The organism is Vagococcus sp. 211 (assembly GCF_056322705.1).
Window position 1 is genome coordinate 1,650,389 of sequence record NZ_CM150475.1, and the last position, 26,559, is coordinate 1,676,947.

22 protein-coding genes and 2 pseudogenes are annotated in these 26,559 nt (G+C 34.0%); 7 read left to right on the plus strand and 17 right to left on the minus strand.

Features of this window, described 5'->3' with window-relative positions; genetic code table 11:
* Window positions 1-19: 19 nt before the first annotated feature.
* Together ACVWM0_RS07995 and ACVWM0_RS08000 are read left to right on the plus strand one after the other, a co-directional pair.
* Window positions 20-1,204 carry a GHKL domain-containing protein gene (locus tag ACVWM0_RS07995; RefSeq protein WP_476473693.1) on the plus strand — a complete coding sequence of 395 codons (1,185 nt, stop codon included), beginning with the start codon at window positions 20-22 and terminating at the stop codon, window positions 1,202-1,204.
* Window positions 1,205-1,927 carry a LytR/AlgR family response regulator transcription factor gene (locus ACVWM0_RS08000; protein WP_476472117.1) on the plus strand — a complete coding sequence of 241 codons (723 nt, stop codon included), beginning with the start codon at window positions 1,205-1,207 and terminating at the stop codon, window positions 1,925-1,927.
* Window positions 1,928-2,777: 850 nt separating this feature from the next.
* On the opposite strand, the gene ACVWM0_RS08005 is transcribed toward ACVWM0_RS08000, so the two are convergent.
* The 6 genes from ACVWM0_RS08005 to relB form a co-directional block, all read right to left on the minus strand.
* Window positions 2,778-2,933, minus strand: a complete 156-nt coding sequence (locus ACVWM0_RS08005; RefSeq protein WP_476472118.1) for a hypothetical protein — start codon at window positions 2,931-2,933, stop codon at window positions 2,778-2,780.
* 618 nt (window positions 2,934-3,551) lie between these two features.
* Window positions 3,552-4,076: a helix-turn-helix domain-containing protein gene (locus ACVWM0_RS08010; RefSeq protein WP_476472119.1), complete on the minus strand. Its 525-nt coding sequence runs from the start codon at window positions 4,074-4,076 to the stop codon at window positions 3,552-3,554.
* Window positions 4,077-4,080: 4 nt separating this feature from the next.
* Window positions 4,081-4,428, minus strand: coding sequence for a replication initiation protein (locus tag ACVWM0_RS08015; RefSeq protein WP_476472120.1), 348 nt, complete (start codon window positions 4,426-4,428; stop codon window positions 4,081-4,083).
* Between the two features lie 3 nt (window positions 4,429-4,431).
* Window positions 4,432-4,692: a hypothetical protein gene (locus ACVWM0_RS08020; RefSeq protein ID WP_476472121.1), complete on the minus strand. Its 261-nt coding sequence runs from the start codon at window positions 4,690-4,692 to the stop codon at window positions 4,432-4,434.
* Between the two features lie 272 nt (window positions 4,693-4,964).
* Window positions 4,965-5,237, minus strand: a complete 273-nt coding sequence (locus ACVWM0_RS08025; protein WP_476473694.1) for a type II toxin-antitoxin system RelE family toxin — start codon at window positions 5,235-5,237, stop codon at window positions 4,965-4,967.
* Window positions 5,237-5,458, minus strand: a complete 222-nt coding sequence (gene relB / locus ACVWM0_RS08030) for a type II toxin-antitoxin system RelB family antitoxin (protein WP_476472122.1) — start codon at window positions 5,456-5,458, stop codon at window positions 5,237-5,239. The genes ACVWM0_RS08025 and relB overlap by 1 nt, the downstream gene beginning before the upstream one ends.
* 145 nt (window positions 5,459-5,603) lie before the next feature.
* Between relB and ACVWM0_RS08035 the strand changes: the two genes are divergently transcribed.
* Window positions 5,604-6,188 (plus strand): helix-turn-helix transcriptional regulator, encoded by a 585-nt coding sequence (locus ACVWM0_RS08035; protein WP_476472123.1) that lies wholly within the window; start codon window positions 5,604-5,606, stop codon window positions 6,186-6,188.
* A gap of 63 nt (window positions 6,189-6,251) precedes the next feature.
* Here the strand turns inward: ACVWM0_RS08035 and ACVWM0_RS08040 are convergent, their stop codons facing one another.
* A complete protein-coding gene (locus ACVWM0_RS08040; protein ID WP_476472124.1) occupies window positions 6,252-7,154 on the minus strand; it encodes a hypothetical protein in 903 nt (300 codons plus the stop codon).
* A 495-nt stretch (window positions 7,155-7,649) separates the two neighbouring features.
* On the opposite strand from ACVWM0_RS08040, the gene ACVWM0_RS08045 reads away from it, so the two are divergent.
* Window positions 7,650-8,126 carry an ASCH domain-containing protein gene (locus ACVWM0_RS08045; RefSeq protein ID WP_476472125.1) on the plus strand — a complete coding sequence of 159 codons (477 nt, stop codon included), beginning with the start codon at window positions 7,650-7,652 and terminating at the stop codon, window positions 8,124-8,126.
* A gap of 133 nt (window positions 8,127-8,259) precedes the next feature.
* Here ACVWM0_RS08045 and ACVWM0_RS08050 read toward each other — a convergent pair whose 3' ends face one another.
* Window positions 8,260-8,403, minus strand: coding sequence for a hypothetical protein (locus ACVWM0_RS08050; protein ID WP_476472126.1), 144 nt, complete (start codon window positions 8,401-8,403; stop codon window positions 8,260-8,262).
* Window positions 8,404-8,625: 222 nt separating this feature from the next.
* Between ACVWM0_RS08050 and ACVWM0_RS08055 the strand changes: the two are divergent.
* A pseudogene (locus ACVWM0_RS08055) lies at window positions 8,626-10,040 on the plus strand (cryptochrome/photolyase family protein).
* Window positions 10,041-10,393: 353 nt separating this feature from the next.
* Here the strand turns inward: ACVWM0_RS08055 and ACVWM0_RS08060 are convergent.
* The 3 genes from ACVWM0_RS08060 to ACVWM0_RS08070 all read right to left on the minus strand — a co-directional run bounded on the left by ACVWM0_RS08060 (window position 10,394) and on the right by ACVWM0_RS08070 (window position 18,801).
* A complete protein-coding gene (locus ACVWM0_RS08060; protein WP_476472127.1) occupies window positions 10,394-10,555 on the minus strand; it encodes a CsbD family protein in 162 nt (53 codons plus the stop codon).
* A 49-nt stretch (window positions 10,556-10,604) separates the two neighbouring features.
* Window positions 10,605-17,627 carry an Ig-like domain-containing protein gene (locus tag ACVWM0_RS08065; protein WP_476472128.1) on the minus strand — a complete coding sequence of 2,341 codons (7,023 nt, stop codon included), beginning with the start codon at window positions 17,625-17,627 and terminating at the stop codon, window positions 10,605-10,607.
* 571 nt (window positions 17,628-18,198) lie between these two features.
* On the minus strand, window positions 18,199-18,801 hold the full coding sequence (locus ACVWM0_RS08070; RefSeq protein ID WP_476472129.1) for a YczE/YyaS/YitT family protein: 603 nt from the start codon (window positions 18,799-18,801) through the stop codon (window positions 18,199-18,201).
* A gap of 81 nt (window positions 18,802-18,882) precedes the next feature.
* Here ACVWM0_RS08070 and ACVWM0_RS08075 point away from each other — a divergent pair, with 81 nt between their 5' ends.
* Window positions 18,883-19,542 (plus strand): cyclic nucleotide-binding domain-containing protein, encoded by a 660-nt coding sequence (locus tag ACVWM0_RS08075; RefSeq protein ID WP_476472130.1) that lies wholly within the window; start codon window positions 18,883-18,885, stop codon window positions 19,540-19,542.
* A gap of 111 nt (window positions 19,543-19,653) precedes the next feature.
* On the plus strand, window positions 19,654-20,025 hold the full coding sequence (locus ACVWM0_RS08080) for a YxeA family protein (protein WP_476472131.1): 372 nt from the start codon (window positions 19,654-19,656) through the stop codon (window positions 20,023-20,025).
* 154 nt (window positions 20,026-20,179) lie between these two features.
* Here ACVWM0_RS08080 and ACVWM0_RS08085 read toward each other — a convergent pair whose 3' ends face one another.
* From ACVWM0_RS08085 to gpmI, 6 genes and pseudogenes are all read right to left on the minus strand, one after another.
* Window positions 20,180-21,076 carry a Gfo/Idh/MocA family protein gene (locus ACVWM0_RS08085; protein ID WP_476472132.1) on the minus strand — a complete coding sequence of 299 codons (897 nt, stop codon included), beginning with the start codon at window positions 21,074-21,076 and terminating at the stop codon, window positions 20,180-20,182.
* A gap of 148 nt (window positions 21,077-21,224) precedes the next feature.
* Window positions 21,225-21,323, minus strand: a pseudogene (locus tag ACVWM0_RS08090) (hypothetical protein); the annotation flags it as partial.
* A gap of 69 nt (window positions 21,324-21,392) precedes the next feature.
* Window positions 21,393-21,785 carry a hypothetical protein gene (locus ACVWM0_RS08095; RefSeq protein WP_476472133.1) on the minus strand — a complete coding sequence of 131 codons (393 nt, stop codon included), beginning with the start codon at window positions 21,783-21,785 and terminating at the stop codon, window positions 21,393-21,395.
* Window positions 21,786-21,956: 171 nt separating this feature from the next.
* Window positions 21,957-23,219 (minus strand): hypothetical protein, encoded by a 1,263-nt coding sequence (locus ACVWM0_RS08100; RefSeq protein WP_476472134.1) that lies wholly within the window; start codon window positions 23,217-23,219, stop codon window positions 21,957-21,959.
* Between the two features lie 411 nt (window positions 23,220-23,630).
* Window positions 23,631-24,926 carry a phosphopyruvate hydratase gene (gene eno, locus ACVWM0_RS08105; protein WP_476472135.1) on the minus strand — a complete coding sequence of 432 codons (1,296 nt, stop codon included), beginning with the start codon at window positions 24,924-24,926 and terminating at the stop codon, window positions 23,631-23,633.
* A 106-nt stretch (window positions 24,927-25,032) separates the two neighbouring features.
* The gene (gpmI, locus tag ACVWM0_RS08110) at window positions 25,033-26,559 is read right to left on the minus strand and encodes a 2,3-bisphosphoglycerate-independent phosphoglycerate mutase (protein ID WP_476472136.1); all 1,527 of its coding nucleotides are present in this window, start codon (window positions 26,557-26,559) and stop codon (window positions 25,033-25,035) included.

Sequence of the window (26,559 nt, forward strand, 5' to 3'; positions counted from 1 at the left end):
AAAGAGCCTCTTATTGATAGTGTTGATGATTGGCTCTGCTGGAATCGTATCAGATAGGTATCCGTTTATTAATAACTTAGTTTTTTTCTTGTTTCTTTTTTTATTAACGATAAGAATCCAAAGAAAACAAAGTATTTTTCTATCAACAATAATAGTTGTTTGCCCATTCTTAATTGTTGAAATTCTTTCCTTTTTCAATTCCAAACTCCTTCTTCTGTTATTGAGTTTAAATATCGAAACAACTATTGCTGTCATTTTATTAGAGTTTCTTTTTTGTATAATCATTTACTTGATTAGTTATGTGGTAAAAAAAATATGTATACCTTTTATTCAGTCACAACAAAAAGAAAAACTAACTGCAGTAACCCTTATAGGAATTTATGTGATACGTCAGTCTTATGAGATTTATGCTTATTATTTTGGCAATGAATGGTTGAGTGTTGTGAGTATTATTATTATATTAGCTTTTTCAGTACTTATATATTTATTCATTCATGCTGTTTCAACGAGTCAAGTATTGAAACTTGAAGTAGAAAAACAACAGATAGAAGTCAAGTATATGAATGCATATGCGAAAGAGACAACTAAACAGTACAATGAAATTCGAAAATTTAGACATGATTATGTTAATATTCTTTCGTCATTAGAATATTTTATTCAAACGAATGATATGGATAAACTAGCTGCTTACTATCAAGAATTTATTCAACCAACACAGGATTCTCTTGCAAAAGGAGCATTTAATTTTCAGGAATTGAAGAATATTGAATCCGACGAAATTAAAAGTATCTTTGCGATGAAATTATTATCAGCAAGAGAAAAACAGCTTGATGTTCGTGTTGAAATTCCAGATAAAATTCAAAAAGAGCTATCTATTAACCCTGTAACCCTTATTAGAATGTTAGGAATTATCTTAGATAATAGTATTGAAGAAGTTTCTCAGGTAACCAATGGAATAATTGAAATAGGTATATTTGATATGGAAACTAGTTACTTATTCATTATAAAAAATTCTGTCAGAGAAAATATAAAACCACTCTATCAATTAGAAGTAGAAGGCTACTCAACGAAAGGGAAAAATAGAGGATTAGGATTGTCTAATCTTAATGAAATAAGTCAAAGAGAAAATAATTTAACCCTTGAAACTGAAATTACCCCCTCAGCCTTTATTCAAAAAATAACTTTGATGAAAGGAGAAAGTTAAATGGTCCCTATATTTATTTGTGAGAACGATCCAATTCAACGGAATCGATTAGAAGATATTATCAATAAATACATAATGATTGAAGATTATGATATGACAATTACTCTTTCAACAGATAATCCCTATGAAGTACTAGAGTATTTAGATAGTCATGAGAATACAAGGGGAGCTTATTTTTTAGATGTTGATTTGGAACAAGATATCAATGGTATTCAGCTGGGAGCAAAAATTAGAAAGAAAGATGTTTTTAGCCGAATTATCTTTGTGACTACTCATAGTGAGTTGATGTCACTTACCTTTACTTACAAAGTAGAGGCAATGGACTATATTGTAAAAGATGAAGCTGAGAATATCCAAAGGAAGGTTCAAGGTTGTTTAAAGCAAATTAATAACTACTACACGTCAGAAACAACCAAAGAAGAAGATCGAATCCAATTAAGAATAAATGATCAAATAAGATTATTTGAACTGAAAGATATTATGTTTTTTGAGACGACAGAACTATCCCATAAGCTTAAACTTCACTTAACGCATAATAGGGTGGAATTATATGGTAATTTGAAAGAATTAGAAGAGTTATCAGACTCATTTGTTCGAGTCCATAAATCCTATCTAATTAATAAAGCTAATATCGCTACGATAGATAAAAAAAAGCGTGAGGTAACGATGACAAATGGAGAAGTTAGTTTGGTCTCTATTAGAAAAATGAAACTATTAGTTTAAACGTTTAGGGATTTTTTTATAAATAGTCTATTTTTCTGTTAAGCTATCATTAAAAGATAACTGAGGAGGATTTCCGATGAAGAAAATCATTGTTTATTTAGGTGTATTGACACTAGCAACCTCACTAGGAGGAGTTATTGTTGGCGCAGTGATGAACAACCAGTAGATATGATAACAAGAGCCCCAGTTAGAGCTTATCATTTTCGTTCAAAACCGCCTAAAAATCATAAAGGAATGACACTAATAGGAGAAAAAAAGTAAAGGATGGTTACATAGGTTATTATCTCTAAATCTTTCAAGACTAAATTCTTGAGCTCTTTGTTGATTCTATTATGTCTTATTTTCTTGTATCTTTCTTATGCTGGTATATTTCCAGAAGTACCTAAAGTTGTATTTTTTTTACTAACATTTATTACGATTATTTTTTTAATATTTATCTTGTTCAAAGAGGACAATTAGTTATTTAACCTCATGGTAGACATAGTCAGATGTTATACCAAGCTGCAACCATACCAAGGGGTTCAGCGATCAACATTGTGAATCTCAAAAGGTCTACCTCAAAATAAAAAAAGAAGCCTTATTTCTAGGGCTTCTTTTTTTGACGAAATAGTGAAATTTGAAAAAGAGTTTTAGAGGAAAATGTTATTAAATTGGATAAGGCAAGCAACGGTTGTGTCCGTACACAACCAAAAAAGAGCTTGTTAGGTTTCACCTAAGCCAAATTAAAAATACCAGGAGAAAGATCTTCAAAGTGAAGAACGTTTCTCCTGGTATCTGTTTGTCGATTCTCTTCGATTGTTTTTGGGTTGTTAGGGCTTGCCCTGACCGTCTGAAAGACGCTTAATGTCATTTAGTTAAGAGTTTCATCAGTAGGCAACATCGGTTTATCTTTTTCGTTCTCTATCACATCTATACTAAATTTATTTAAATGAGTGGGTTGACCTTGTTTCTTTTTTTGAATTTCTTTTTCTAATAAGTTTAAATTCTCAATAAGGCTTAATGTCATTTGTTAGACCTCCCAATTTTTATATAGGGCGCACTTATACGCACCAAATAAATTTGGTTCATATGGTGCTAAAAAAGAGAGCAGATCATGTCATGAACTGTTCTCTTTTTTCGTCAAGCGTGTTGGTTAAAATTCGCTACGCTCATGTAAAAGATAAAAGCTAAGAGTAGTAAAACTAGATAATTACAAACTAATTCGTAAGAGCATAAGAGAAAGTGTGGACACTTTCTAAGTCACAAGCCGTCTGTATGCTGTGACTACAGTGTTTATAACCCCTAAAAACCTTTCCCAAAAAAAGAGGGAAACTGCCTTAAAACAGCTCTAAAATGTTGGTTAACTGCCTAATGACTGTCTTGAAATACTAATTAACTGCTTAATAACCGCCTAAAAGATCTTGATTAACTGCCCAAAGGCAGTCACTTATTTCAGATTTATTTAAAGCCGTTTTGTAGTTCTTTAAGCAAGTCTTGTCGTAGATTTTCATCTTCTATTTTGTCATCTTCTTTTTGTTGCTGGGCGTATAAAAAAGTGATAATTATTGACTAAACAATCGTTTCCAAAAGCTTTTTTTAGTCGACTGATTTAGTTCTTCAACTGTCACTTTTAATTCTTCGTTCTCTAATTTTTTTGTTCTAGTTCGCTTTTTAATTGATCTAATTTTTGTTGAACGTTACTGATATCAACTTCATCAGAATTATGTATTTCTTCTTCTTTTGTTTCTAATTGTAACTGTAACTTATCAATTTGTTTGTTACTTTGAAGAGTTAATTGTTGTTGCTGGTTTAACAAGGTGTGGAGTTGTTCAACTTGTTTTTTTAAAAAACTTATTTGTTCATTCTTATCAGCAATAACTTCTTTCTGAAGTAACTGTATTTCCTCTTTTTGAGAGGTATCAACATGAGTATCAAGCTTGATACCAACATAGTTTTTGTTGGTATCACCTTGACTGTCAATATTGGTATCAACACGAGAAACTTTGTTAGCTATAAATGCTTGAGCCTCAGAGTTTATTCGATATGTTCCGCCTTTTTTTATTGGTAACAAGCTTGGTGGTAACTGATCGAAATATCTTCTTACAGCTTGCTTACTGATTCCTAATTTATCTGCTAGTTCTTTAATCGTGACATCTGTGTTTATAGTCATAAAATCAGTACGCCTCCCCCAAATAGTTTGCCAAAGGAATATCAAAAGGCTGATGTTCTTCAAAATATATTCTAAAGGAAGATATCTTATTTCCTTTTCGAGCTTTAACTTTTTCAACTCTAAATTTTGAGAAAATAATATGGCCATCTTCATTTTTTGAAGTAAATTCTTTTGTCGCTACTTTAAAAATCTGTCGATCAATATCAGTCATACGATAAGAATCAGGGATAGCTAGAACATTTCTAAAATCATCAACCTTGATATACCAAGCACCTTTTCTAGTTTTGATATCTCTATGAGCCATTAATTGACGATAAATTTCTTTTGTATAACTACTAGATAATCTAGTCATATTTTAAAGTTCAAATCTAGTAAAGTTAGTTCCGATTGAGTTTAGAATGAATTCAAAGCGCTCACTAGCTTGTATAATTACTTTTTCATTTTCTTTATCAATAGCAAATCTTTGGAATAAAAGTAATTCTTCGAAATAGCTACTATCTTCAAATTGATAATTTAAGCTTTTCATTTTAGAACAAATAGAGCAAAATATATCCATTTCAACAGGGGTAAAGTTTCTCAAAGGTACAGTATTGTATCTAACAACATCATTACTCATGAATAAATCACCTCGAAATAATTATACTACTAACACAGACTATAAAAAAATATTTCTATATCCCTTACTGTCCATTTCTATATCCTTTACTATACCTCAATCCCAATAGCGCCAACGGGTACAGCGACCCTAACAGTATATCTTAATAGATTATCTTAACGCACACGCGTATTCTATTGCTTAATAGATATAACAATAGATATAGAGATCAGTTTTTGATAAACATAAAAGTCATTATACCTAGTTAAAAAGACCTCAAATTTTGAGGTCTTTTATTTATATATTTCCCTACGATGACCAATTTCTAAAACTAGAATAGTTATAGTATCATCATCTATATTTGCTAAAAAACGATAATCACCTATTCTATATCGCCATTGATCACTTTTATTTCCTACTAATCCTTTTCCGTGAACTCTAGGTGAATCAGTTCCTTCTAAGTTTTTAGAAATCCAAGATAATATAAGTCTGGCTTGATGTTTATCCATCTTTTTTAATGATTTTTGTGCATTTTTTTCATATCGAACAGTATATTTTTTATCCATCATAATCCTAATTCTAGAAGCATATCTTGATGTGAGATACTTTCGTCATTTAATTCATGAGCTTTCATTGCTTTTTCATATAAATCCATATCAATTTGATCTTCTAATCCTTCTAATAATTTAGTTCTAGCTAGTTCAGATAAACTTAATCCATTTAAATCAGCCATAGATTGAATGAATGATTTTTCTTCATCAGTAACTCTAAATGTAACGGTACTCATATAAAAAACCTCCTTGTATACATTTGTTTTACAACTCTATTGTATTACAAATGTATACAAGGAGTCAAATTTATAATAATTTACACAAATCAAATTATACCTAGTTAAATTTAAATGATAGAATAGCTTAGAAAGACGGATAATCATGTTATCAGAAATATTGAAAGAAAAAAGAAAAGAATTAAAGCTAACTCAGCAAGAGATAGCTGATCAACTAAACGTAACTAGACAAACCGTCTCTAGTTGGGAAGTAGGCAAAAGTATTCCTGATATTTCTAGTTTAATTGAAATTAGTGAGCTATATGATATTTCCTTAGATTATATGCTAAAGGGGGATAAACAAGTATCTGAAAAACTGAAAAAAGATACTGTAGAATTAAAATTTTTAAGGTATTTTTCTGAATCAGCGTTGATAATGGTAAGTATCCTATTAATAATAATTCTGCCTATATCAATTGTATTTATTGCATCAGCAATTCTCTATCTCACTATCTTTAAGAAAAAAGATATAAAAATAATAACTAATATAAAGGAGCCAAAACCAATGAAGAAAAGTTCAAGTTACTTAGGCCAAGCGTTAACAGATTCTTTTTCACTTATTGGTGCCGTTGCATTATTCTTTGTTATAGTGTCATTTTTTATTGGAAATGATACTCTGTTTTTTGAAAAACAAAGTAAAATATATTTAATAATTTTATTTGTAGGTAGAAAAATAGTAAGTTATCTTTGATTAAAAAAAGAGAGTGTATAGTTATTTAACTACTTGCTTAATATAATCTGATATTATATTTAGTTAATGATAGTTATTGTCAATAATTTTCACTATATTATCTGTAAAAATAAAGTCAATTGCCTCATCTTCTTGGATTACTAATTTTGAGGTAAGCATATCATACATCTTTATTCTTACTCCTCTGCTATCAGAATCATCAAGAGTGATAAAATAATTTCCTCTAATATAATTTTTACTCCCTATTGTTAGGGGCTTAATTTCTTTATTTTCTAAATTTTCAATTTTATTATGATTATTTATAAACATAATATCATCATTAAATTTGAATAAATTATCATTATTTAAATTTGATTTCAGTAATGTTTTATCAGAATAGTTGTTAATATTTATTTTAAATAGATTATAATAATCTTGCTTATCATCATACGATATAAAATATAATGTATCACGTAATATTACACCACTGACTATTTTGTCTACAACAATATCCAAATCTATTAGTGTGTTACTATCTTCATCCCAGATAGAAACTTTTCGTGTTAGTTCGTTTCCTGAATTATCATAGTAATAGTGAATAAAATAATAGTCATTTTCATAAATATCTAGTGGAAATAAAGCTTCATCATTAGAGATAGTTTTTAATTCTTGTATCTTTGTCTCAGATTTTTTTAGAATAGAAAAATTATTTGTGATACTATTCCCAGAAGTTATTATTTCTGATTCTTCATTAGGAAATTCATATTGAAATAAATTCTCTTGATTATTAAATAATACATATTCTCCTGCATTAGTATCATACTTTAATAATTTGTTTTCTAATCTACTATAAATAATAGTGCTAGGACTATTTTTGTTGCTGTTATAGATGTTATTTTTTTTATTTAATCCCACACATAGCAAGATAATTAATAAAATAAAACAAAAAATAATAATAACTTTTTTAGACTTAATCCATAATTTCATAAGGTTTATTGTTTCCTTTCCTACTATTACTATTTCCAAATATTTTTAAGGTCTAGTAACTGTTTATCAACTAGAACTTAATCTTGCATTTATTCTACTTAAAGACATTCCTAATGATAAACTATTAGAATTTCTTAGGGAAGTGCTTACTTATTAAGTAGTTCTGGTTGAGCTAATTTTAGCTGAAACTTGATAATCCTATTATAAAGAATGATGACTTGTCGTTTTAGTTCCTAACCATACATTTGAAATTAATTTACCTCCTTCTAGATTGACTTCGTCAGCATCAACAGTTGTAAAAACAGATTTACACTAAAAAACAATCGTTAAAAAAACAACTTCATGACATATAACTTCTTTCTATTTTTATTTATACTACATTTATCAAATATATATTGTCAATTCAGACCATCGTTATGTAACTAGCTGCTTAACATAATCAGATATTAAGTCACGTTTTAATATGCTATATTTATTTAAAAGGATGGGGAACGTATGAATGAAAAACAAGAAGCATTTTGGATAAAATTTAAAGAGAATAATCCCGAACTAAAAAATATAACCTTTGGCTCTGCTTGGTGTTTCGGTGATTCAACAGAAATGGCAAATGAACTAGCAAAATTAGTTTTGAAAGGTGACAAAACAGCAACAGCAAGCGCTTTTGTACAGTATAAAGCAAACAATGAGCCTCTTCCTAAAGTAAATAAAGAAGTATTTGACATTCTACTGGATGGTGAAGAAAATCCTATTGCTATACTTGAAAATATAAAAGTTTATGTAACAACATTTGATAAAGTAACTGATGAACACGCCTATAAAGAGGGGGAAGGTGACAAATCTTTAACTTATTGGAAAAAAGTTCATTATGATTTTTGGGCTCAAATTTTTGATTCTGAGAACATAAAAAATGTTGATATCGAAAAGATGAAAGTTGTGTGTGAGGAGTTTCGAGTGGTTTGGAATGACAAGTGACTAGCTAAAAAGCCCTCAGAATATTTCTGAAGGCTTTAAATATTTTATAAAGTAATTCCCTGTATGTTCTCTAAAAAACATCAGAGTTAATTCAACGTAGCCTTATACAAAGTTGATTTGTTCTGGTTTTTATTTAAAATGGCAGTAATAGGATAAACGTTCTCAACACCGCAGAAATTGGCTGTTTGCCTTTTTTACGTTGCTCTTTGTAAACACTAGTTCCAGATAGGTAAACTGTCACAGCTAACACCACTAATAGGACTATCAATAACCACATATACCTCACCCTTTCTCATCTCCTTCTGCTACTATCCCCTTGTTTTTTGTCATTATATCTCACTTTTTGAAGTCTCTTAGTATCATCATTTAATGATAACATATCGTGGGAAAAAGAGTCATTTAATCTCATAATAAAGACCTTATCTAGCACTAATAATATAATATTTGTTATACTAAATTAAGTTAAAAGAAATAAAAATAGTTAGAATGAGGTGGACTAGTGGTTTCAATCATGTGGTTTCGTAGAGATTTAAGAGTATCCGACAACAAAGCGTTATACCATGCTTTAAAACATTCTGAAAAATTAATTTTATTATTTCAAATAAATCCTCAACAATTCATCACTGATAGTTATAATCATCGAGCTTTTTTTTCAAGTCTCAACCATTTTAAGAAAGAGTTAGATAATGTATCACATTTACAAGTGTTATTTGGTGATCCTATAGAGTGCTTTCAAAAATTAAAAAGAGAAGTACCTGAATGGAATTCAATCTTTTGGAATGAAGACACTACTGGTTATGCCTATAAGAGAGATCAAGATATGCGTGCTTTTTTCAATCAAGAAAATATTGAAATATTTAGTTATCAAGATGCCTATTTGCATGGTCCAGATGATATAAAAAAAGCGAACAATGATTCCTATCAAGTTTTTACTCCTTATTATAAAAAGTGGATAGATAAGAAAAAAGAACTCCCTTTAAAAGTAGAATTTGATTCTGCTAAGGTAGATTCAAATACTTTATTCCTTGATCATGAACGAATATATGACGAGTTTATAGCGCAAGTCGAGCCCATTCCTTGGTTGATACCCGGGGAAAAAGCTGGGATAGATCGGTTAAATCGGTTTATTGCATCTGATTTAAATGGCTATCATACTAATCGAGATATTCCCGTGCTCGATAAAACCAGTCGTTTATCACCTTATTTACGGACGGGAGAAATATCTATCAGGACGGTACTTGAACAAGTCATTCATATGCCTGAATCTCCTGGAAAAGACACATTCATTAAAGTAAAGAACTTTGTTGGAGAGATTTTTATAATATGATTTATACTATGTATCCTAATCAAAAACAAGAACCAATTAAGCATGAGTATGCTTATATCGAATGGGACAATAACGGGCGATACTTTGAACAATGGAAGAATGGTGAAACAGGCTACCCTATTGTTGATGCAGCCATGAGGCAACTGAAAACAACAGGGTGGATGCACAATAGATTACGAATGATTACTGCTTCTTTTTTAGTTAAAGATTTATTAATTGATTGGCGATATGGTGAAAGGTACTTCAAAAAGATGTTGGTAGATTATGATCCGGCAAGTAATATTGGTGGGTGGCAATGGTCAGCTTCTACAGGAACAGATGCGGTACCTTATTTTCGGATTTTTAATCCCACAAAACAAGGACAAACATTTGATCCTGAAGGAAATTTTATTCGTCAGTACGTCAAAGAATTAGAAAACATTCCTAACGTGTTCATCCACACACCAGAAAAAATGAGCTTGGATGAACAGCTTCAGTACGGTATAATTTTAGGTCAAACGTATCCTTATCCTATTATTAATCACCAAGAGAGAAGAAAAAAAGCACTCCTAGCTTATGAATCAAGTAAAGATAGATTATTGCAGTAGTAAAAAACCTTGAGAGGTTAATCAATCTCTCAAGGTTTTTATTTATATTGTGACTCAATTGATGGTTCGTTAGAAATCAATAGTAATATTGACAAGATAATTAGTGGACCACCATAGTAAAGTAAATCCCAAAATGATAACAGTCAATTTAATAAAATAATCTCTTTCCCTTTTAGAAGTAAACATGCGTTTATCTGATCTGTATTTAACAATTATTACCATAACAATAGAAAGAACTAAGAATAACCATTTTATTATGAATAGAAAAGGTTTCATTCATTTAACTCCTAATGATAGTATTAGTAATATGAAAATCCCCTTCTCAAAAGAGAGGGGGATTTTTCATGTTAAGCCTAATCTTTCAGACTTTTTTTAATATCTTCAGCAGCAGCTTTCGCTTTTCCGACAGCTTGATCTACTAGACCTTCTGCTTTTTTCTTGTTATCTCCAGTTACATCACCAGTCACTTCTTTTGCTTTCCCTTTGACTTTATCTGCTGTTCCTTTATCTAGCATGAGTTATACCCCTTCCTAATATATCTGTTTTTTTACTATATAATAATGTTTATTTTCTATTACGTCTAAAGATAAATAGTCCAGATAAGCTTGAAAGAATAGCTCCTAATGACATTAAACCTGTGGATGTGACACTTCCTGTTTGAGGTAATGTTTGTTTCTTACCTGAAGTATTACTATTTGTTGTCATATCTTTTCCAATAATAGAGTCTTTATTCGGCTTGTTAGTCCCATTTTCTTCTGGTTTTGGTGTGTGTTTACCATCGGATTCTTTCGCTTTTACCGTTATCTCAGTTGGAGTCCCTGATTTGCCGTTAGTATAAGGTGTCACTATTAATGTTTCTCCTTTTTCTAACGGACGGTTTGGTTTGATATCGAATTTACCATCTTTATCAACTGTTCCTTCACCGATCACGTTGCCATCTTTGTCAGTAATCACAATGTTATCGCCTGGTTGGCCTGTACCTGTGATTGACTCGTCACCTTCCGTTGGTTGGTTAACCTCTGGTTTATGCGCGTCTTTGTCAAATGGTTTTTCGGCTACGGTCGTATCTGTTGGTGTACCTGGTTGACCACCAGTATTTGGTGTCACCGTGATTGTTTCTCCTGGTACTAATGGACGATCTGGTTTGATGTCAAAGTTGCCATCTTTATCAACTGTTCCTTCACCGATCACGTTGCCATCTTTGTCAGTTATCACAAGGTTATCGCCTGGTTGGCCTTTACCTGTGATTGACTCGTCACCTTCCGTTGGTTGGTTAACCTCTGGTTTGTGTGCGTCTTTATCAAATGGTTTCTCAGATACGGTCGTATCTGTTGGTGTACCTTCTTTGCCGTCTGTACTTGGTGTCGCTGTGATTGTTTCACCTGGTACTAATGGACGATCTGGTTTGATGTCAAAGTTGCCATCTTTATCAACTTCTCCTTCACCGATCACATTACCATCTTTGTCAGTAATGACAATCTTGTCGCCTGGTTGACCTTTACCTGTGATTGACTCGTCACCTTCTGTTGGTTGGTTAACCTCTGGTTTGTGTGCGTCTTTGTCAAATGGTTTTTCAGCGACTGTTGTATCACTTGGTGTCCCTTCTTTGCCATCTGTGTTTGGCGTTACTTTAATCTCTTCATTCGGTACTAATGGACGGTTTGGTTTGATATCGAAGTTACCATCTTTATCAACTGTTCCTTCACCGATCACGTTACCATCTTTGTCAGTAATCACAATCTTGTCGCCTGGTTGACCTTTACCTGTGATTGACTCGTCACCTTCTGTTGGTTGGTTAACCTCTGGTTTATGCGCGTCTTTGTCAAATGGTTTCTCAGATACGGTCGTATCTGTTGGTGTACCTTCTTTGCCGTCTGTGTTTGGCGTCGCTGTGATTGTTTCACCTGGTACTAATGGACGATCTGGTTTGATATCGAAGTTACCATCTTTATCAACTGTTCCTTCACCGATCACGTTACCATCTTTGTCAGTAATCACAATCTTGTCGCCTGGTTCACCTTTACCTGTGATTGACTCGTCACCTTCCGTTGGTTGGTTAACCTCTGGTTTATGCGCGTCTTTGTCAAATGGTTTTTCGGCCACTGTTGTGTCACTTGGTGTGCCTTCTTTGCCATCTGTGTTTGGCGTTACTTTAATCTCTTCATTCGGTACTAATGGACGGTTTGGTTTGATATCGAAGTTACCATCTTTATCAACTGTTCCTTCACCGATCACGTTGCCATCTTTATCAGTTATCACAAGGTTATCGCCTGGTTCACCTTTACCTGTGATTGACTCGTCACCTTCCGTTGGTTGGTTAACCTCTGGTTTATGCGCGTCTTTGTCAAATGGTTTTTCAGCGACTGTTGTATCACTTGGTGTCCCTTCTTTGCCATCTGTGTTTGGCGTTACTTTAATCTCTTCATTCGGTACTAATGGACGGTTTGGTTTGATATCGAAGTTACCATCTTTATCAACTTCTCCTTCACCGATCACGTTGCCATCTTTGTCTGTAATCACAAGGTTATCGCCTGGTTGGCCTTTACCTGTGATTGACTCGTCACCTTCCGTTGGTTGGTTAACCTCTGGTTTGTGTGCGTCTTTATCAAATGGTTTCTCAGATACGGTCGTATCTGTTGGTGTACCTGGTTTGTCACCAGTATTTGGTGTCACCGTGATTGTTTCTCCTGGTACTAATGGACGATCTGGTTTGATGTCAAAGTTGCCATCTTTATCAACTTCTCCTTCACCGATCACATTACCATCTTTGTCTGTAATCACAATCTTGTCGCCTGGTTCACCTTTACCTGTGATTGACTCGTCACCTTCCGTTGGTTGGTTAACCTCTGGTTTATGCGCGTCTTTGTCAAATGGTTTTTCAGCGACTGTTGTATCACTTGGTGTCCCTTCTTTGCCATCTGTGTTTGGCGTTACTTTAATCTCTTCATTCGGTACTAATGGACGGTTTGGTTTGATATCGAAGTTACCATCTTTATCAACTGTTCCTTCACCGATCACGTTGCCATCTTTGTCTGTAATCACAAGGTTATCGCCTGGTTGGCCTTTACCTGTGATTGACTCGTCACCTTCCGTTGGTTGGTTAACCTCTGGTTTGTGCGCATCTTTGTCAAATGGTTTTTCAGCGACTGTTGTATCACTTGGTGTCCCTTCTTTGCCATCTGTGTTTGGCGTTACTTTAATCTCTTCATTCGGTACTAATGGACGGTTTGGTTTGATATCGAAGTTACCATCTTTATCAACTTCTCCTTCACCGATCACATTACCATCTTTGTCAGTAATCACAATCTTGTCGCCTGGTTCACCTTTACCTGTGATTGACTCGTCACCTTCCGTTGGTTGGTTAACCTCTGGTTTGTGTGCGTCTTTATCAAATGGTTTCTCAGATACGGTCGTATCTGTTGGTGTACCTGGTTTGTCACCAGTATTTGGTGTCACCGTGATTGTTTCTCCTGGTACTAATGGACGATCTGGTTTTATGTCAAAGTTGCCATCTTTATCAACTTCTCCTTCACCAATCACGTTGCCATCTTTGTCAGTTATCACAAGGTTATCGCCTGGTTGGCCTTTACCTGTGATTGACTCGTCACCTTCCGTTGGTTGGTTAACCTCTGGTTTGTGTGCGTCTTTATCAAATGGTTTCTCAGATACGGTCGTATCTGTGGGGGTACCTTCTTTATCATTCGTTAAAGGTGTCAATGTTAAGATTTCATTTGGCAATAACTCTCGATCAACAGTGATATCAAATGTACCATCTTCATTAACTTTACCTTCACCTAAACGGTTTCCGTCTTTGTCTTTAACAATAATCACATCACCTGGTTGACCTTTACCAGTTACTTTAGTATCACCTTCTGTAGGTGTATTAGCTTCTGGCTTATGGCTATCTTTGTCAAATACAACGGCAGTTTCTGGTGTCCCTGTTTTCCCTTCAACACTTGGTGTTGCTGTTACTGTTTCACCTTTTACTAGTGGACGATTAGTTGTTACTTCGTAATCTCCATTAGGTTCCACAACAGTACTACCTAATTCATTTCCCTCTTCATCAGTAATAGTAATTGTATCTCCAGGCGTTCCTGTACCTGATATAACTTCATCACCCTGAGATGGTTCATCAATCGTTGGTTTGTGTGCCTCTTTATCAAATGGTTTCTCAGCGACTGTTGTATCACTTGGTGTCCCTTCTTTGCCATCTGTGTTTGGCGTTACTTTAATCTCTTCATTCGGTACTAACGGACGGTTTGGTTTGATATCGAAGTTGCCATCTTTATCAACTGTTCCTTCACCGATCACGTTACCATCTTTGTCTGTAATCACAATCTTGTCGCCTGGTTCACCTTTACCTGTGATTGACTCGTCACCTTCCGTTGGTTGGTTAACCTCTGGCTTGTGTGCGTCTTTGTCAAATGGTTTTTCAGCGACTGTTGTGTCACTTGGTGTGCCTTCTTTGCCATCTGTGTTTGGCGTTACTTTAATCTCTTCATTCGGTACTAATGGACGGTTTGGTTTGATATCGAAGTTACCATCTTTATCAACTGTTCCTTCACCGATCACGTTACCATCTTTGTCTGTAATCACAAGGTTATCGCCTGGTTGGCCTTTACCTGTGATTGACTCATCACCTTCCGTTGGTTGGTTAACCTCTGGTTTGTGCGCATCTTTATCAAATGGTTTTTCAGATACCGTTGTATCTGTTGGTGTACCTGGTTTGTCACCAGTATTTGGTGTCACCGTGATTGTTTCTCCTGGTACTAATGGACGGTTTGGTTTGATATCGAAGTTACCATCTTTATCAACTGTTCCTTCACCGATCACGTTGCCATCTTTGTCTGTAATCACAAGGTTATCGCCTGGTTGGCCTTTACCTGTGATTGACTCGTCACCTTCCGTTGGTTGGTTAACCTCTGGTTTGTGAGCCTCTTTATCAAATGGTTTTTCAGCGACTGTTGTATCACTTGGTGTCCCTTCTTTGCCATCTGTGTTTGGCGTTACTTTAATCTCTTCATTCGGTACTAATGGACGGTTTGGTTTGATATCGAAGTTGCCATCTTTATCAACTGTTCCTTCACCGATCACGTTGCCATCTTTGTCTGTAATCACAAGGTTATCGCCTGGTTGGCCTTTACCTGTGATTGACTCATCACCTTCCGTCGGTTGGTTAACCTCTGGTTTGTGTGCGTCTTTATCAAATGGTTTCTCAGATACGGTCGTATCTGTGGGGGTACCTTCTTTATCATTCGTTAAAGGTGTCAATGTTAAGATTTCATTTGGTAATAACTCTCGATCAACAGTGATATCAAATGTACCATCTTCATTAACTTTACCTTCACCTAAACGGTTTCCGTCTTTGTCTTTAACAATAATCACATCACCTGGTTGACCTTTACCAGTTACTTTAGTATCACCTTCTGTAGGTGTATTAGCTTCTGGCTTATGGCTATCTTTGTCAAATACAACGGCAGTTTCTGGTGTACCTGTTTTCCCTTCAACACTTGGTGTTGCTGTTACTGTTTCACCTTTTACTAGTGGACGATTAGTTGTTACTTCGTAATCTCCATTAGGTTCCACAACAGTACTACCTAATTCATTTCCCTCTTCATCAGTAATAGTAATTGTATCTCCAGGCGTTCCTGTACCTGATATAACTTCATCACCCTGAGATGGTTCATCAATCGTTGGTTTGTGTGTATCTTTATCAAATGGTTTTTCAGATACGGTCGTATCTGTTTCTGTACCTTCTTTGCCATCTGTGTTTGGCGTTACTTTAATTTCTTCGTTCGGTACTAACGGACGGTTTGGTTTGATATCGAAGTTGCCATCTTTATCGACTTCTCCTTCACCGATCACGTTACCATCTTTGTCAGTTATCACAATGTTATCGCCTGGTTGACCTTTACCTGTGATTGACTCATCACCTTCCGTTGGTTGGTTAACCTCTGGTTTGTGTGCGTCTTTGTCAAATGGTTTTTCAGCTACCGTCGTATCTGAAGGGTTACCCGGTTTTCCGTCAGTACTTGGTGTTGCTGTAATAACTTCGTTCGGTACTAATGGGCGCTTTGGCGTAATTTCAAACTTACCATCTTCTCCTACTTGTCCTTCACCTATCAAATTATTATCTTTATCTGTTAACCTAATGTCATCGCCTGGTGTCCCTGTTCCAGTGACCACTCTATCTCCTTCTGTTGGCTGGTTAATTTCTACATTAATAATTCTATATATGTAATTGACATTCAAATTATCTCCTGTTAATACATCTCCCGTTTTGTTTCCCACATATTCAATAAATTTATAACCTTCTAATTCTTTTGGTACGCTTGTAATAGCATAACTTTGTCCTTGAAACAAACTAAATAAATCACTTTCAATAATTTTATTACCTAATTCATCTACAAAGTTTACTGAAAGTTTAACATTAGCCGGTAATTTTTCTTTTTTATAATTAGCTTGCCACTTACCACCGTCCACAGCTTCTCCATATCTTTCAATTATCTTCATTGTAGTACTGTTAATATTTGATGCTCCATTCAATTCATATCCTGCAGAATTAAATTTAAATAATGCATTTTGACCAAAACCAATTTGTTGATCTGATTTGGACATCTTCACTCTTTGCTTTATTTCATTAGTGTTTCTATCTACTCTTAAAGCATAAGTTATTTTAGTCTCAGGATCATAGGAAATCAAAAGATCATCATTATATCTATTATTACTATTTGGGTACTTAATAGCATATCTCGCAACGGTTAACATTTTTTCATTCAAAGTATCTATAGACTTAGGAGAAGAAATGACTACTTCTGTATTACCACTATTAGCAGTAATAGTTTCTTCATGTGACGCATTTATATCTTGTTTAAAAAGTTTAATTTCTGTATCTGTTTTCGGTTCCTTTTCAACATCTGTTAAGGTTGTATCTGTTTTAATACTTTTTTCTTCCGTTTCATAAGCTACTTTTTCTACTGTAACACTCATTGCTTTATTGTCTAAACTTGAATAATCAGACTCAACACTAATGCTATTGACATTTTCTAAACTACTTAAATCAATAGAAAAATTACCAAAATTGTCTGCTGTTGTATGGCCTAGTATGTTTCCTTGATCATCCGACACAACAATATTGCTATTTTTATTAGCGGTTCCTGTAACTACTTTATCTGTACTTTTTACTGAGTTAATAGCTAATAAAAATGCTTCTTCGTTTTCTACAGTAACGTCATCATTTTTTTCATCTAACGTTTCAATTGGTTCCTCTATTTTATCCTCTATGTTATCTTGCTTAATTTGATTATTTACTTCTTCGTTATCGATTACTTCTAGATTAATATCTGCTGGTACAGTTCGATGATTAATGACATTAGAACTATTATCATCTTCATCATCCTCGTCACTATATACAGCATTAGGTGTAACCATTTCAATACTTTCAGAGTCATTTTTAATCATTTCCTCTGCTTTCACTGTCATTCCACTAATAGTCGTACTTCCTAGAAACAATAGTCCTGAAACAACCCAAAACTTACCTGATTTGTACATTTTATATCTTTTTTTGTATCCATCCTTATGATTCAATTCTTTTTCCTCCCAATTAGTATTTTTGTCAGCGTGTAAATTTATCATATACAATAAAATAACTTAAGACAAATATAAACATATCGTTTTTTTTTTTATTATAATAATCGTCACATTAATAAAAATATAAAAATATACGTTTTTTTTAAGTGATAATAATAATTAAATATTGTATTAACAACCTAAGGTCCCCCTATATTTTACTATTCATAAAAATATAACCTTCGTTATATATAAAAAACTTTTTTGTGTATTAAAACAAGTAACATATTATATTAATATGTATATACCATTATCATAAAAATAACAATAGGGTTATATAATAATATGTCAAAAACACGTCATCTAGCCATTTTATCCGTTTTTTATCCAATATGTTAAATAATGTTAATCATCCATACAAAAAAAATATAATGAGGGAGTATGTTTATATTGGAAAAATAAGATAATTAAAAAATATGTGTTTTGAATATTGAGATTAACTAAAGTATCTACAACATCTAATAACTGTCGGAACTGGCCTTCTTATTTTTATAGAATAATACTTATTATCATCTCAACTAACCAAGCATCAAAACTTTCTTTGTTTTGACCAGTTGATCATCCCTGATAATAAGAACAAACTCACAATAGTACCTTCCCTAACTACAATAGGTAACGAGGCTTTAAAAGAGAGAGTCAAAGAGATAAGAACACATACAACATCTATCCCGTAACGATATGCTCGAAATGAGCCCTTGTTTTTCTTCGCCATTAATTGACAAAAGGCCTCAATTGGAAAAGTTAACACACCTATTCTAACCACCTGTCCTGTAGCAATCCCGGCCACAATAACGCCTACAACGAATAAGAGTATCTTTACGACGTAAGAACTTACCTCAAAATAGCTAAAAATGGAGTAATAAACACCATTGAGCACTGCTCCAAAGCTCAACGTTGAAACGACCATGAGTAAATAAGTACCAATATTCTTCTCTCTGTCTACTATCAGACAACCGATTAAGAATATACCATTTACTATCGCTGTCACCGTACCTATTTGAAGCGCACACAACTGAGCAACAGACACATTTAAAGAATTGAAACTACTGACACCTATATTCGCTTTGATCGTTAAAGATATACCAATTGCGATTAAAACATAATAAAACAATGATTTGATTAATTTATTCATAGTAAATCCTCCTTACAACTTATATTATCAGCTTGAAAAAAATGCTAATATGAGATATAGCCTATTTTTGAAAGGAAAAAAATGAAAAAAACTACCTACCTTGCCGATCATCATCATTTAACGCAATCTATACCTGGCCTTGATTTAGCCGTGTTACAAGAGTCCTTTATTTGTTATTTCGATAATGGTGAGCCAATCATTAAGGAAGCTGATTCTCTCAATTATCTTTACGTCATACTAGAAGGACGTGCGAAGATTGTTGCCAATCAAGACAACGGAAAACGACTTATTTTGCAATTCTTAGAAGCTGATGACTTGATTGGTGAATTAGCTATTGTTGAAGCTGAAGAAACCACGAAGGATGTCATTGCTATAGGTGATACCTTGTGTCTAGGTATCCCTACAGACATTGTCACAAGAAAACTTCTTACGAACAATGATTTTTTACTCTTTCTTTCTCGCTACATTGGGAAAAAATTAATACAACGAATGACTCACTTAAAAGAACAACAAACACAAGAATTAAAAATAAGAGTTGCCAAGTTGTTACTCGCAACCGCCTTAGATGGTACCTATAACGAGAAACATACAGAAATCGCTGAGTATCTAGGTGTTAGCTATCGACATTTTTTGCATACCTTTAAATACTTCAAAGACAATGGGTACTTAACCAAGGTTGGAACTCATTACGAAGTAGACCTAAAAAAATTAACTCTGTTCGTCCACTCCTTCGATAAATAATACAACATCCGTCATAAGTCTGAGTCATAATTAGTCATTCTGTTTGAGGTGCTTTTCTTACAATCAGGTTATTCTAAAGTGAGAACAAATCATAAGAAAAGGACAGATACGATGAAAGCCATAAAAATAATGGGAGCAACTCTTCTAATAGCCCTTGGTGGGTTATTTGGAGCGAAACTATATGCAGAAAATAGTAACGGAGAATTAGCTGGGGTCTTAGATCAACTAAATCCTCTTGTTAAAGAAAGCACTCTTTACGTCAAAACAAAAGAAGCTGATAGTGTTAATGGCTACGGCATCGCAAGTTACACTCAACAAGCCATTGATGAAACCACAAAGAAACGACACATTACCTTTACTGCAGATCATGAGCTGAAAAAAGAGGCTTACCTAAAGATTTCAAGCAAAGGAAAACACATCATTACCTATGAAGAAGTGGCCCCCTCTGAACTACCTTCAAGGGTGTTTGAATCCCTTAATTAGAATAAAAACACCCCAGAAAGAAGCTCTATGCTTCGTTCTGGGGTGTTTTGTTAGTTCTTTCAAATCATTATGACATTCCTAAAAATGAGTAACTATCACCTATTGTCCTATAACCTATGATTTATCACACGTCTCTTTGTCATTTTCATTTATTTTAACTCATCAATACCTGTCGACACAATTCATGACTCAGTAACACATTCTCTTGACGAAGTGCCGTTTTATCTCCTGTTTCTAAGAAGCTTAAAAAGGCGGTTATCATTGGATCAAACCCTCGTGTCACTAGAGTCGGTGTCCAATCAGATGTGTTAATTGACATGACTCCTTCTGGTGTTTCTTCTGTGGTATCAGATAAGTTTGTCACCGTTATAATCCCGGACCTACTGGTACTGCGGAACATTTCCGTATGCGCCCCACTCTTCATGTCCATAGAAATAATAGCTGTCACACCTTCTGCTTCCAATTGTAACGTGGCATACTCTAATACCTCATCTCCTACACATTTAGAAGAAACCACTGAAACGGTGGGACTATCTAATAAATACACCGCTGTATCCACTAAATGTAAAAACATATCATTAATCGCAAACTTCGGTGTAAAATCCGCAAAAGCTCTGTTTTTCTCTAAGTAGATAATACGTTTGTCTTTCTGCTCTTTGATTCTCTCCACACTCGGAACAAATCGGCGATTAAAGCCTGTCATCAACACCAGATCCTGTTTCGCTGCTAGAGATAATAAGGCTTCTGTTTCCTCGTATTCTTCACTCAAAGGCTTATCCATGAACACATGAATCCCTGCATCTAAACATTGCTTCGCCAACTTAAAGTGAGCCTTAGTAGCAGAATGAATGAAGCACGCGTCAATCCCTAAATCTAACAACTCTTCCAACGTCTCACAAAAATGTTGAAACCCATACTCATCTCTTAGTAACGTCTTTGTTGCCTTGTTTGTACTGGCGAAATAGAAATCAACCTTCCCTCTATTTGCAGCATACACAGGTAAATAAGCTTTCTTAAAAATACCACCCAAACCGATTACGCCAACCTTCATATTATCTTCCTTTCCTAGTAACAACTTGATACCTTTATTTTATCATAGTTATTGGGAGAACTAAAAAAACACCCTCCAGCAAGTGCTAGAGGGTGTTACGTCCGAATAGTTTTAAAACAGTTATAATAAGCGTTAGTTAAACGTGTTATTATTTGTCGTTTAAGTTGTAGAATGAAGCAAGACCTTTGTATTCAGCCATTTCGCCTAATTGGTCTTCAATACGTAATAATTGGTTGTATTTAGCAATATTTTACTTATAGAAAATTAAAGATTATTTAATTATTTTCTTTTAAACAAACAATATACATAGTTAAACTTAATCTTCATTTATATAGAAATAGTCTCCTCTTTTTTCAAAGTCTATCTTTTGATTAGATAAATAATAAGTATCTATTTGTCGAGTTTCTTTATTCAACGTTTCTACACATGTACCCCAAACTCCTAATTTTACACGTCCTTCTCCAATTTTAGTGTAAATCGTTTCTCCCAATTCGTTACTTTTCAAATCATAAAAAAATATATAATCATGCTCATAAATTTTATTACCCTTAAAATCTATAAACCCGGTGTTTTGACTGAGCATATATGTTTGACCTTGAAATTGTCTAATTACATCGTATAGAGTTCCAGTAATTTCTGGTGTTTCATTACTTTCGATTACTTTACCATTAAATAAATCTATCACTCTAAAATCAGCATTTATAGTCATTGTGTTCCTCCTAAAATTAAAACATTTATATTTTTGTTATTTTTATTTGAAAACTATTTGTATATATATATATCAAAAATCGGAAAATCTCTTTCTATTTTTATAAATTTTATTTCATAAATATGAATTAGCAACACTCTCGACAAATATAATTAATGGTGTTATAAAATACTAATCTAACGCTATATAACTTTTATCATTTTCACTATTATAGATGATCCTAACTTTTTCAGGTTTCGTTATCTGCACCGGGTCCTCTAGAGATAACTTTAAGTGGTTAGTTATAATTTGAGAAAAATTAGTTTCTAAGTAATCATATTTTTTACTCTCATCTCGAATGGCTTGAACAGTGCTAACTGTTTTTCGTACACCTTTTTTAGGTCTGCGTTTATTTTCTAAATCAATTTCATAAACAACACCATTATCACTATGCCATGATTTAATAACTTCAAATAAAGATAGGACTTTCTTTTCTTCAATATTATATCGATTAAAAACTAGTTCTTTCGATCTCTCTCCTTTTGCTAAAACTAATTCAATATTTCCAAGTTCTTGAAGAGACAACATTAAACTAATCAAAAATTTTATTTGCTTATCTAAACCTTTACTTTTTTCTTCATATTCCATGATTTTTTTCTTATTCAACTCTACTAATTCTTGTTCAATTTGAAGTATAAGTTGTTCAATCAATTGAGCTATTTCACCTTTTAAGTTTTCAATTCGATTTAATTTATTTAACCTTAATTCATTACTTCTAACAATTTCATCACTAAATTTTGATAACTCCATAACATCAACTATTTTTGTAATAACATTACTTTCAAACTCATTTTTTTGAAAGCTACTTATACTTTTTATGTCATTTTCAATAGTTTGCAATCTCGAATTAATCTCTGACATATAATATTGTCCTACCATAATCGACGCTATGTTCATTACAGATGATACAGTCCCCATAACATTACCTAACTTAGAACCTAGTTCTACAGAAACTAAATTCGCATGTCCTGAAACGCCTGTAGCATCTCTAAAAAAACCTCTAGAAGCACCAACCATATCTTTTGAGTTTACTAGAGTTGCTCCATTCGGCATAATTACTTCATACAGCTTTCCTTTAGGCCTATTAAGTTGGTTTAACAAACTAGCAGACTCATTAACAATCACTGGTATCAATGAACTTACATATGAAAGTACAGATGGATCAATAACCTCAATCATTTTAGTTTCATCAAACTCACTTTTAGTAATTTCACCTAATAATATATCTATTTTTTCATTGAAAGGATTATCACAGGATTGTCCCTTGATTGTATTTGACACATTATCTAAGTTTATATCATTGATTGTATTTTCTTTTTTATCATGCTTCTTTTTGTAATACAACCATATACTAACAATTAATGCTATAACTATAATTCCGATTATATATTTCATAAATACCTCCTAGTAAATATTATTTATTAATATTATATCAATAATAGATCCATAAACCTATATACAATTAACTTATCCGCTTCGTTATATAAAAAGAATATATAAATAACATCCCCTTGTAACCCATTCGTTGACTCCTTTAAGTCGCAATCATAACTTGTCTCTTATGGCATGCTAAGCCTCAAATCGAATGCTCATCTCCCTAGAATTTAAATAACAAAACAAACTATACCAATTATTTTTGTACTGCTATCTAGGAACGCTTTTTCTACTCAAAACAACTAAAATTAAGCAAATAAGGAAATTAGTCTACCTCCACCCAAACAAAAAAACACCCTCCAGCAAGTGCTAGAGGGTGTTACGTCCGAATAGTTTTAATTCCCGTAGAATAAGCTTTATTTAAACGTGTTATTATTTGTCGTTTAAGTTGTAGAATGAAGCAAGACCTTTGTATTCAGCCATTTCGCCTAATTGGTCTTCAATACGTAATAATTGGTTATATTTAGCGATACGGTCAGTACGGCTAGCAGAACCTGTTTTGATTTGACCAGCGTTCGTTGCAACAGCGATGTCAGCAATTGTTGCATCTTCTGTTTCACCAGAACGGTGAGAGATAACAGCAGTGTAACCAGCTTGTTTCGCCATTTCTACAGCTTCAAATGTTTCTGTTAATGTACCAATTTGGTTCACTTTGATTAGGATTGAGTTAGCGATACCTTCTTCGATACCACGAGCTAATTTTTCAGTGTTTGTTACGAATAAATCGTCACCAACTAATTGAACTTTTTTACCTAATTTTTCTGTTAAGTGTTTGAATCCTTCCCAGTCGTTTTCATCTAAGCCGTCTTCGATTGAGATGATTGGGTATTTAGCACATAATTCTTCGTATAATGCTACCATTTCTTGAGATGTTAATGAGCGTCCTTCTGATGTTAAGTCGTACATACCAGTTTCTTTGTTGTAGAATTCTGATGATGCAACGTCCATTGCAAGACGGATGTCTTTGCCTGGAACATAACCAGCAGCTTCAATCGCTTCAATGATAACTTCTAATGCTTCTTCGTTTGATGCTAAGTCTGGTGCGAATCCACCTTCATCACCAACAGCAGTATTTAAGCCTTTTGCTTTTAATACTTTTTGTAAGTTATGGAATACTTCAGCACCCATACGGATAGCTTCTTTAAATGTTGGAGCACCTACAGGCATGATCATGAATTCTTGGAAGTCAACACTGTTGTCAGCATGAGAACCACCGTTAATGATGTTCATCATTGGTGTTGGTAATACTTTAGTGTTAAATCCGCCTAAGTAGTGGTATAAAGGAATTTCTAAGTAGTCTGCAGCAGCGCGAGCAGCAGCAATTGACACACCTAAAATAGCGTTAGCTCCTAATTTACCTTTGTTTGGTGTACCATCTAATTCGATCATACGTTTGTCAATAGCCATTTGATCTCTAACGTCATAGCCGATTAATTCTTCAGCAATAATGTTGTTCACATTGTCAACAGCTTTTAAAACACCTTTTCCTAAATAACGAGATTTATCACCATCACGTAATTCAACCGCTTCGTATTCACCAGTTGACGCGCCTGAAGGCACCATTCCGCGACCAAAAGCACCGCTTTCTGTATAAACTTCTACCTCGATTGTTGGGTTACCACGTGAGTCTAAGACTTCGCGAGCATAAATATCAGTAATAATTGACATTGTTTTTTTCTCTCCTTTAGGATAATTGTTTTATAGCTAAGGAAAAATAGCTTCCATAGTTTATTTTAACGATTTTTTGTCTAACATGCAATTAAAAGCACGTTTTCTATTTAATTAATGATGTTCCTGTCATTTCGTCAGGTTTTTCAACACCAAGTAAATCTAACATAGTTGGAGCGATATCTGCTAAACGACCACCGTCTCTTAATGTCACACCTGATTTAGTCACAATCACAGGTACAGGCACAGTTGTGTGTGCTGTATGTGGGTTACCTTCTGGTGTTGTCATTGTTTCTGAGTTACCATGATCTGCAAAGATAATCGCGTGTCCACCTTTAGCGTGAATCGCGTCAACGACACGGCCCAAACACTCATCAACGGCTTCAATCGCTTGGATTGCTGCTTCTAAAATACCTGAATGCCCCACCATATCTGGGTTAGCAAAGTTTAATAGAATCGCGTCATGTTTGTCTGCTTCAATATCTGCTACTAAAGCATCAGTGACTTCGTAAGCACTCATTTCTGGTTGTAAATCATAGGTTTCAACCTTAGGTGAGTTGATTAAAATACGGCTTTCTCCTTCAAATTCCTCATTACGGCCACCATTCATAAAGAAGGTAACGTGTGGGTATTTTTCAGTTTCAGCAATACGTAATTGTTTTAGACCTTTGTTTGATAAGACTTCACCAATCACGTTTTTCATTTCAATCGGTGGGAAAGCAATTTCCGCTACAATGCTTGGATTGTATAAGGTCATCGTCACAAGCTTAATGTTGTTTGGATGATTGTGACGGTCAAAATGTTCCCATTCAGTATCTGTGAACGCATTAGATAATTGAATCGCGCGGTCAGGACGGAAATTAAAGAAGATGATAGCATCATTGTCTTTAACAGCTCCAACCGGTTGACCCTCTTTGTCAATAACCGTTGGTACTACAAACTCATCGTTTACACTGTTAGCATAAGATGCTTTAACCGCTTCAATTGGGTCAGTGGCATGATTGCCTTCACCATTAACAATAATGTTGTAAGCTTTCTCTACTCTTTCCCAACGTTTGTCACGGTCCATCGCGTAAAAACGACCTGAGACTGTCGCAACTTCTCCGTAACCAAGTTCTTTGATGAAAGCCACTAGTTCTTCCATATACTGTAAACCTGATGTAGGCGCCACGTCACGTCCATCTAAGAAGGCGTGAATATAAGTGTTCTTAACCCCTTTTGCTTTTGCCATTTCTAACAAAGCATACAGGTGTTTTTGATGACTATGAACCCCACCATCTGATAATAAACCAAATAAGTGTAAGTTAGAGTCATTGTCTAACGCATGTTGGATACCATTGTTTAAGGCTTCGTTTGTTTGAAACTCTCCATCAAGGATTGCTTTGTCCACACGAGTTAAACTTTGATATACAATACGTCCAGCTCCAATATTAGTATGGCCGACTTCTGAGTTACCCATTTGCCCCTCAGGTAAACCAACGTCTAAACCAGATGCTTTTAATGTGTTGTGAGGGAAATGATTCCAATAACGATCAAAATTTGGTTTTTTTGCTTGAGCAACGGCATTTCCCATTACTTCGTCACGTTGACCAAAACCGTCTAAGATAATCATTGCGATAGGTGCTTTACTCAT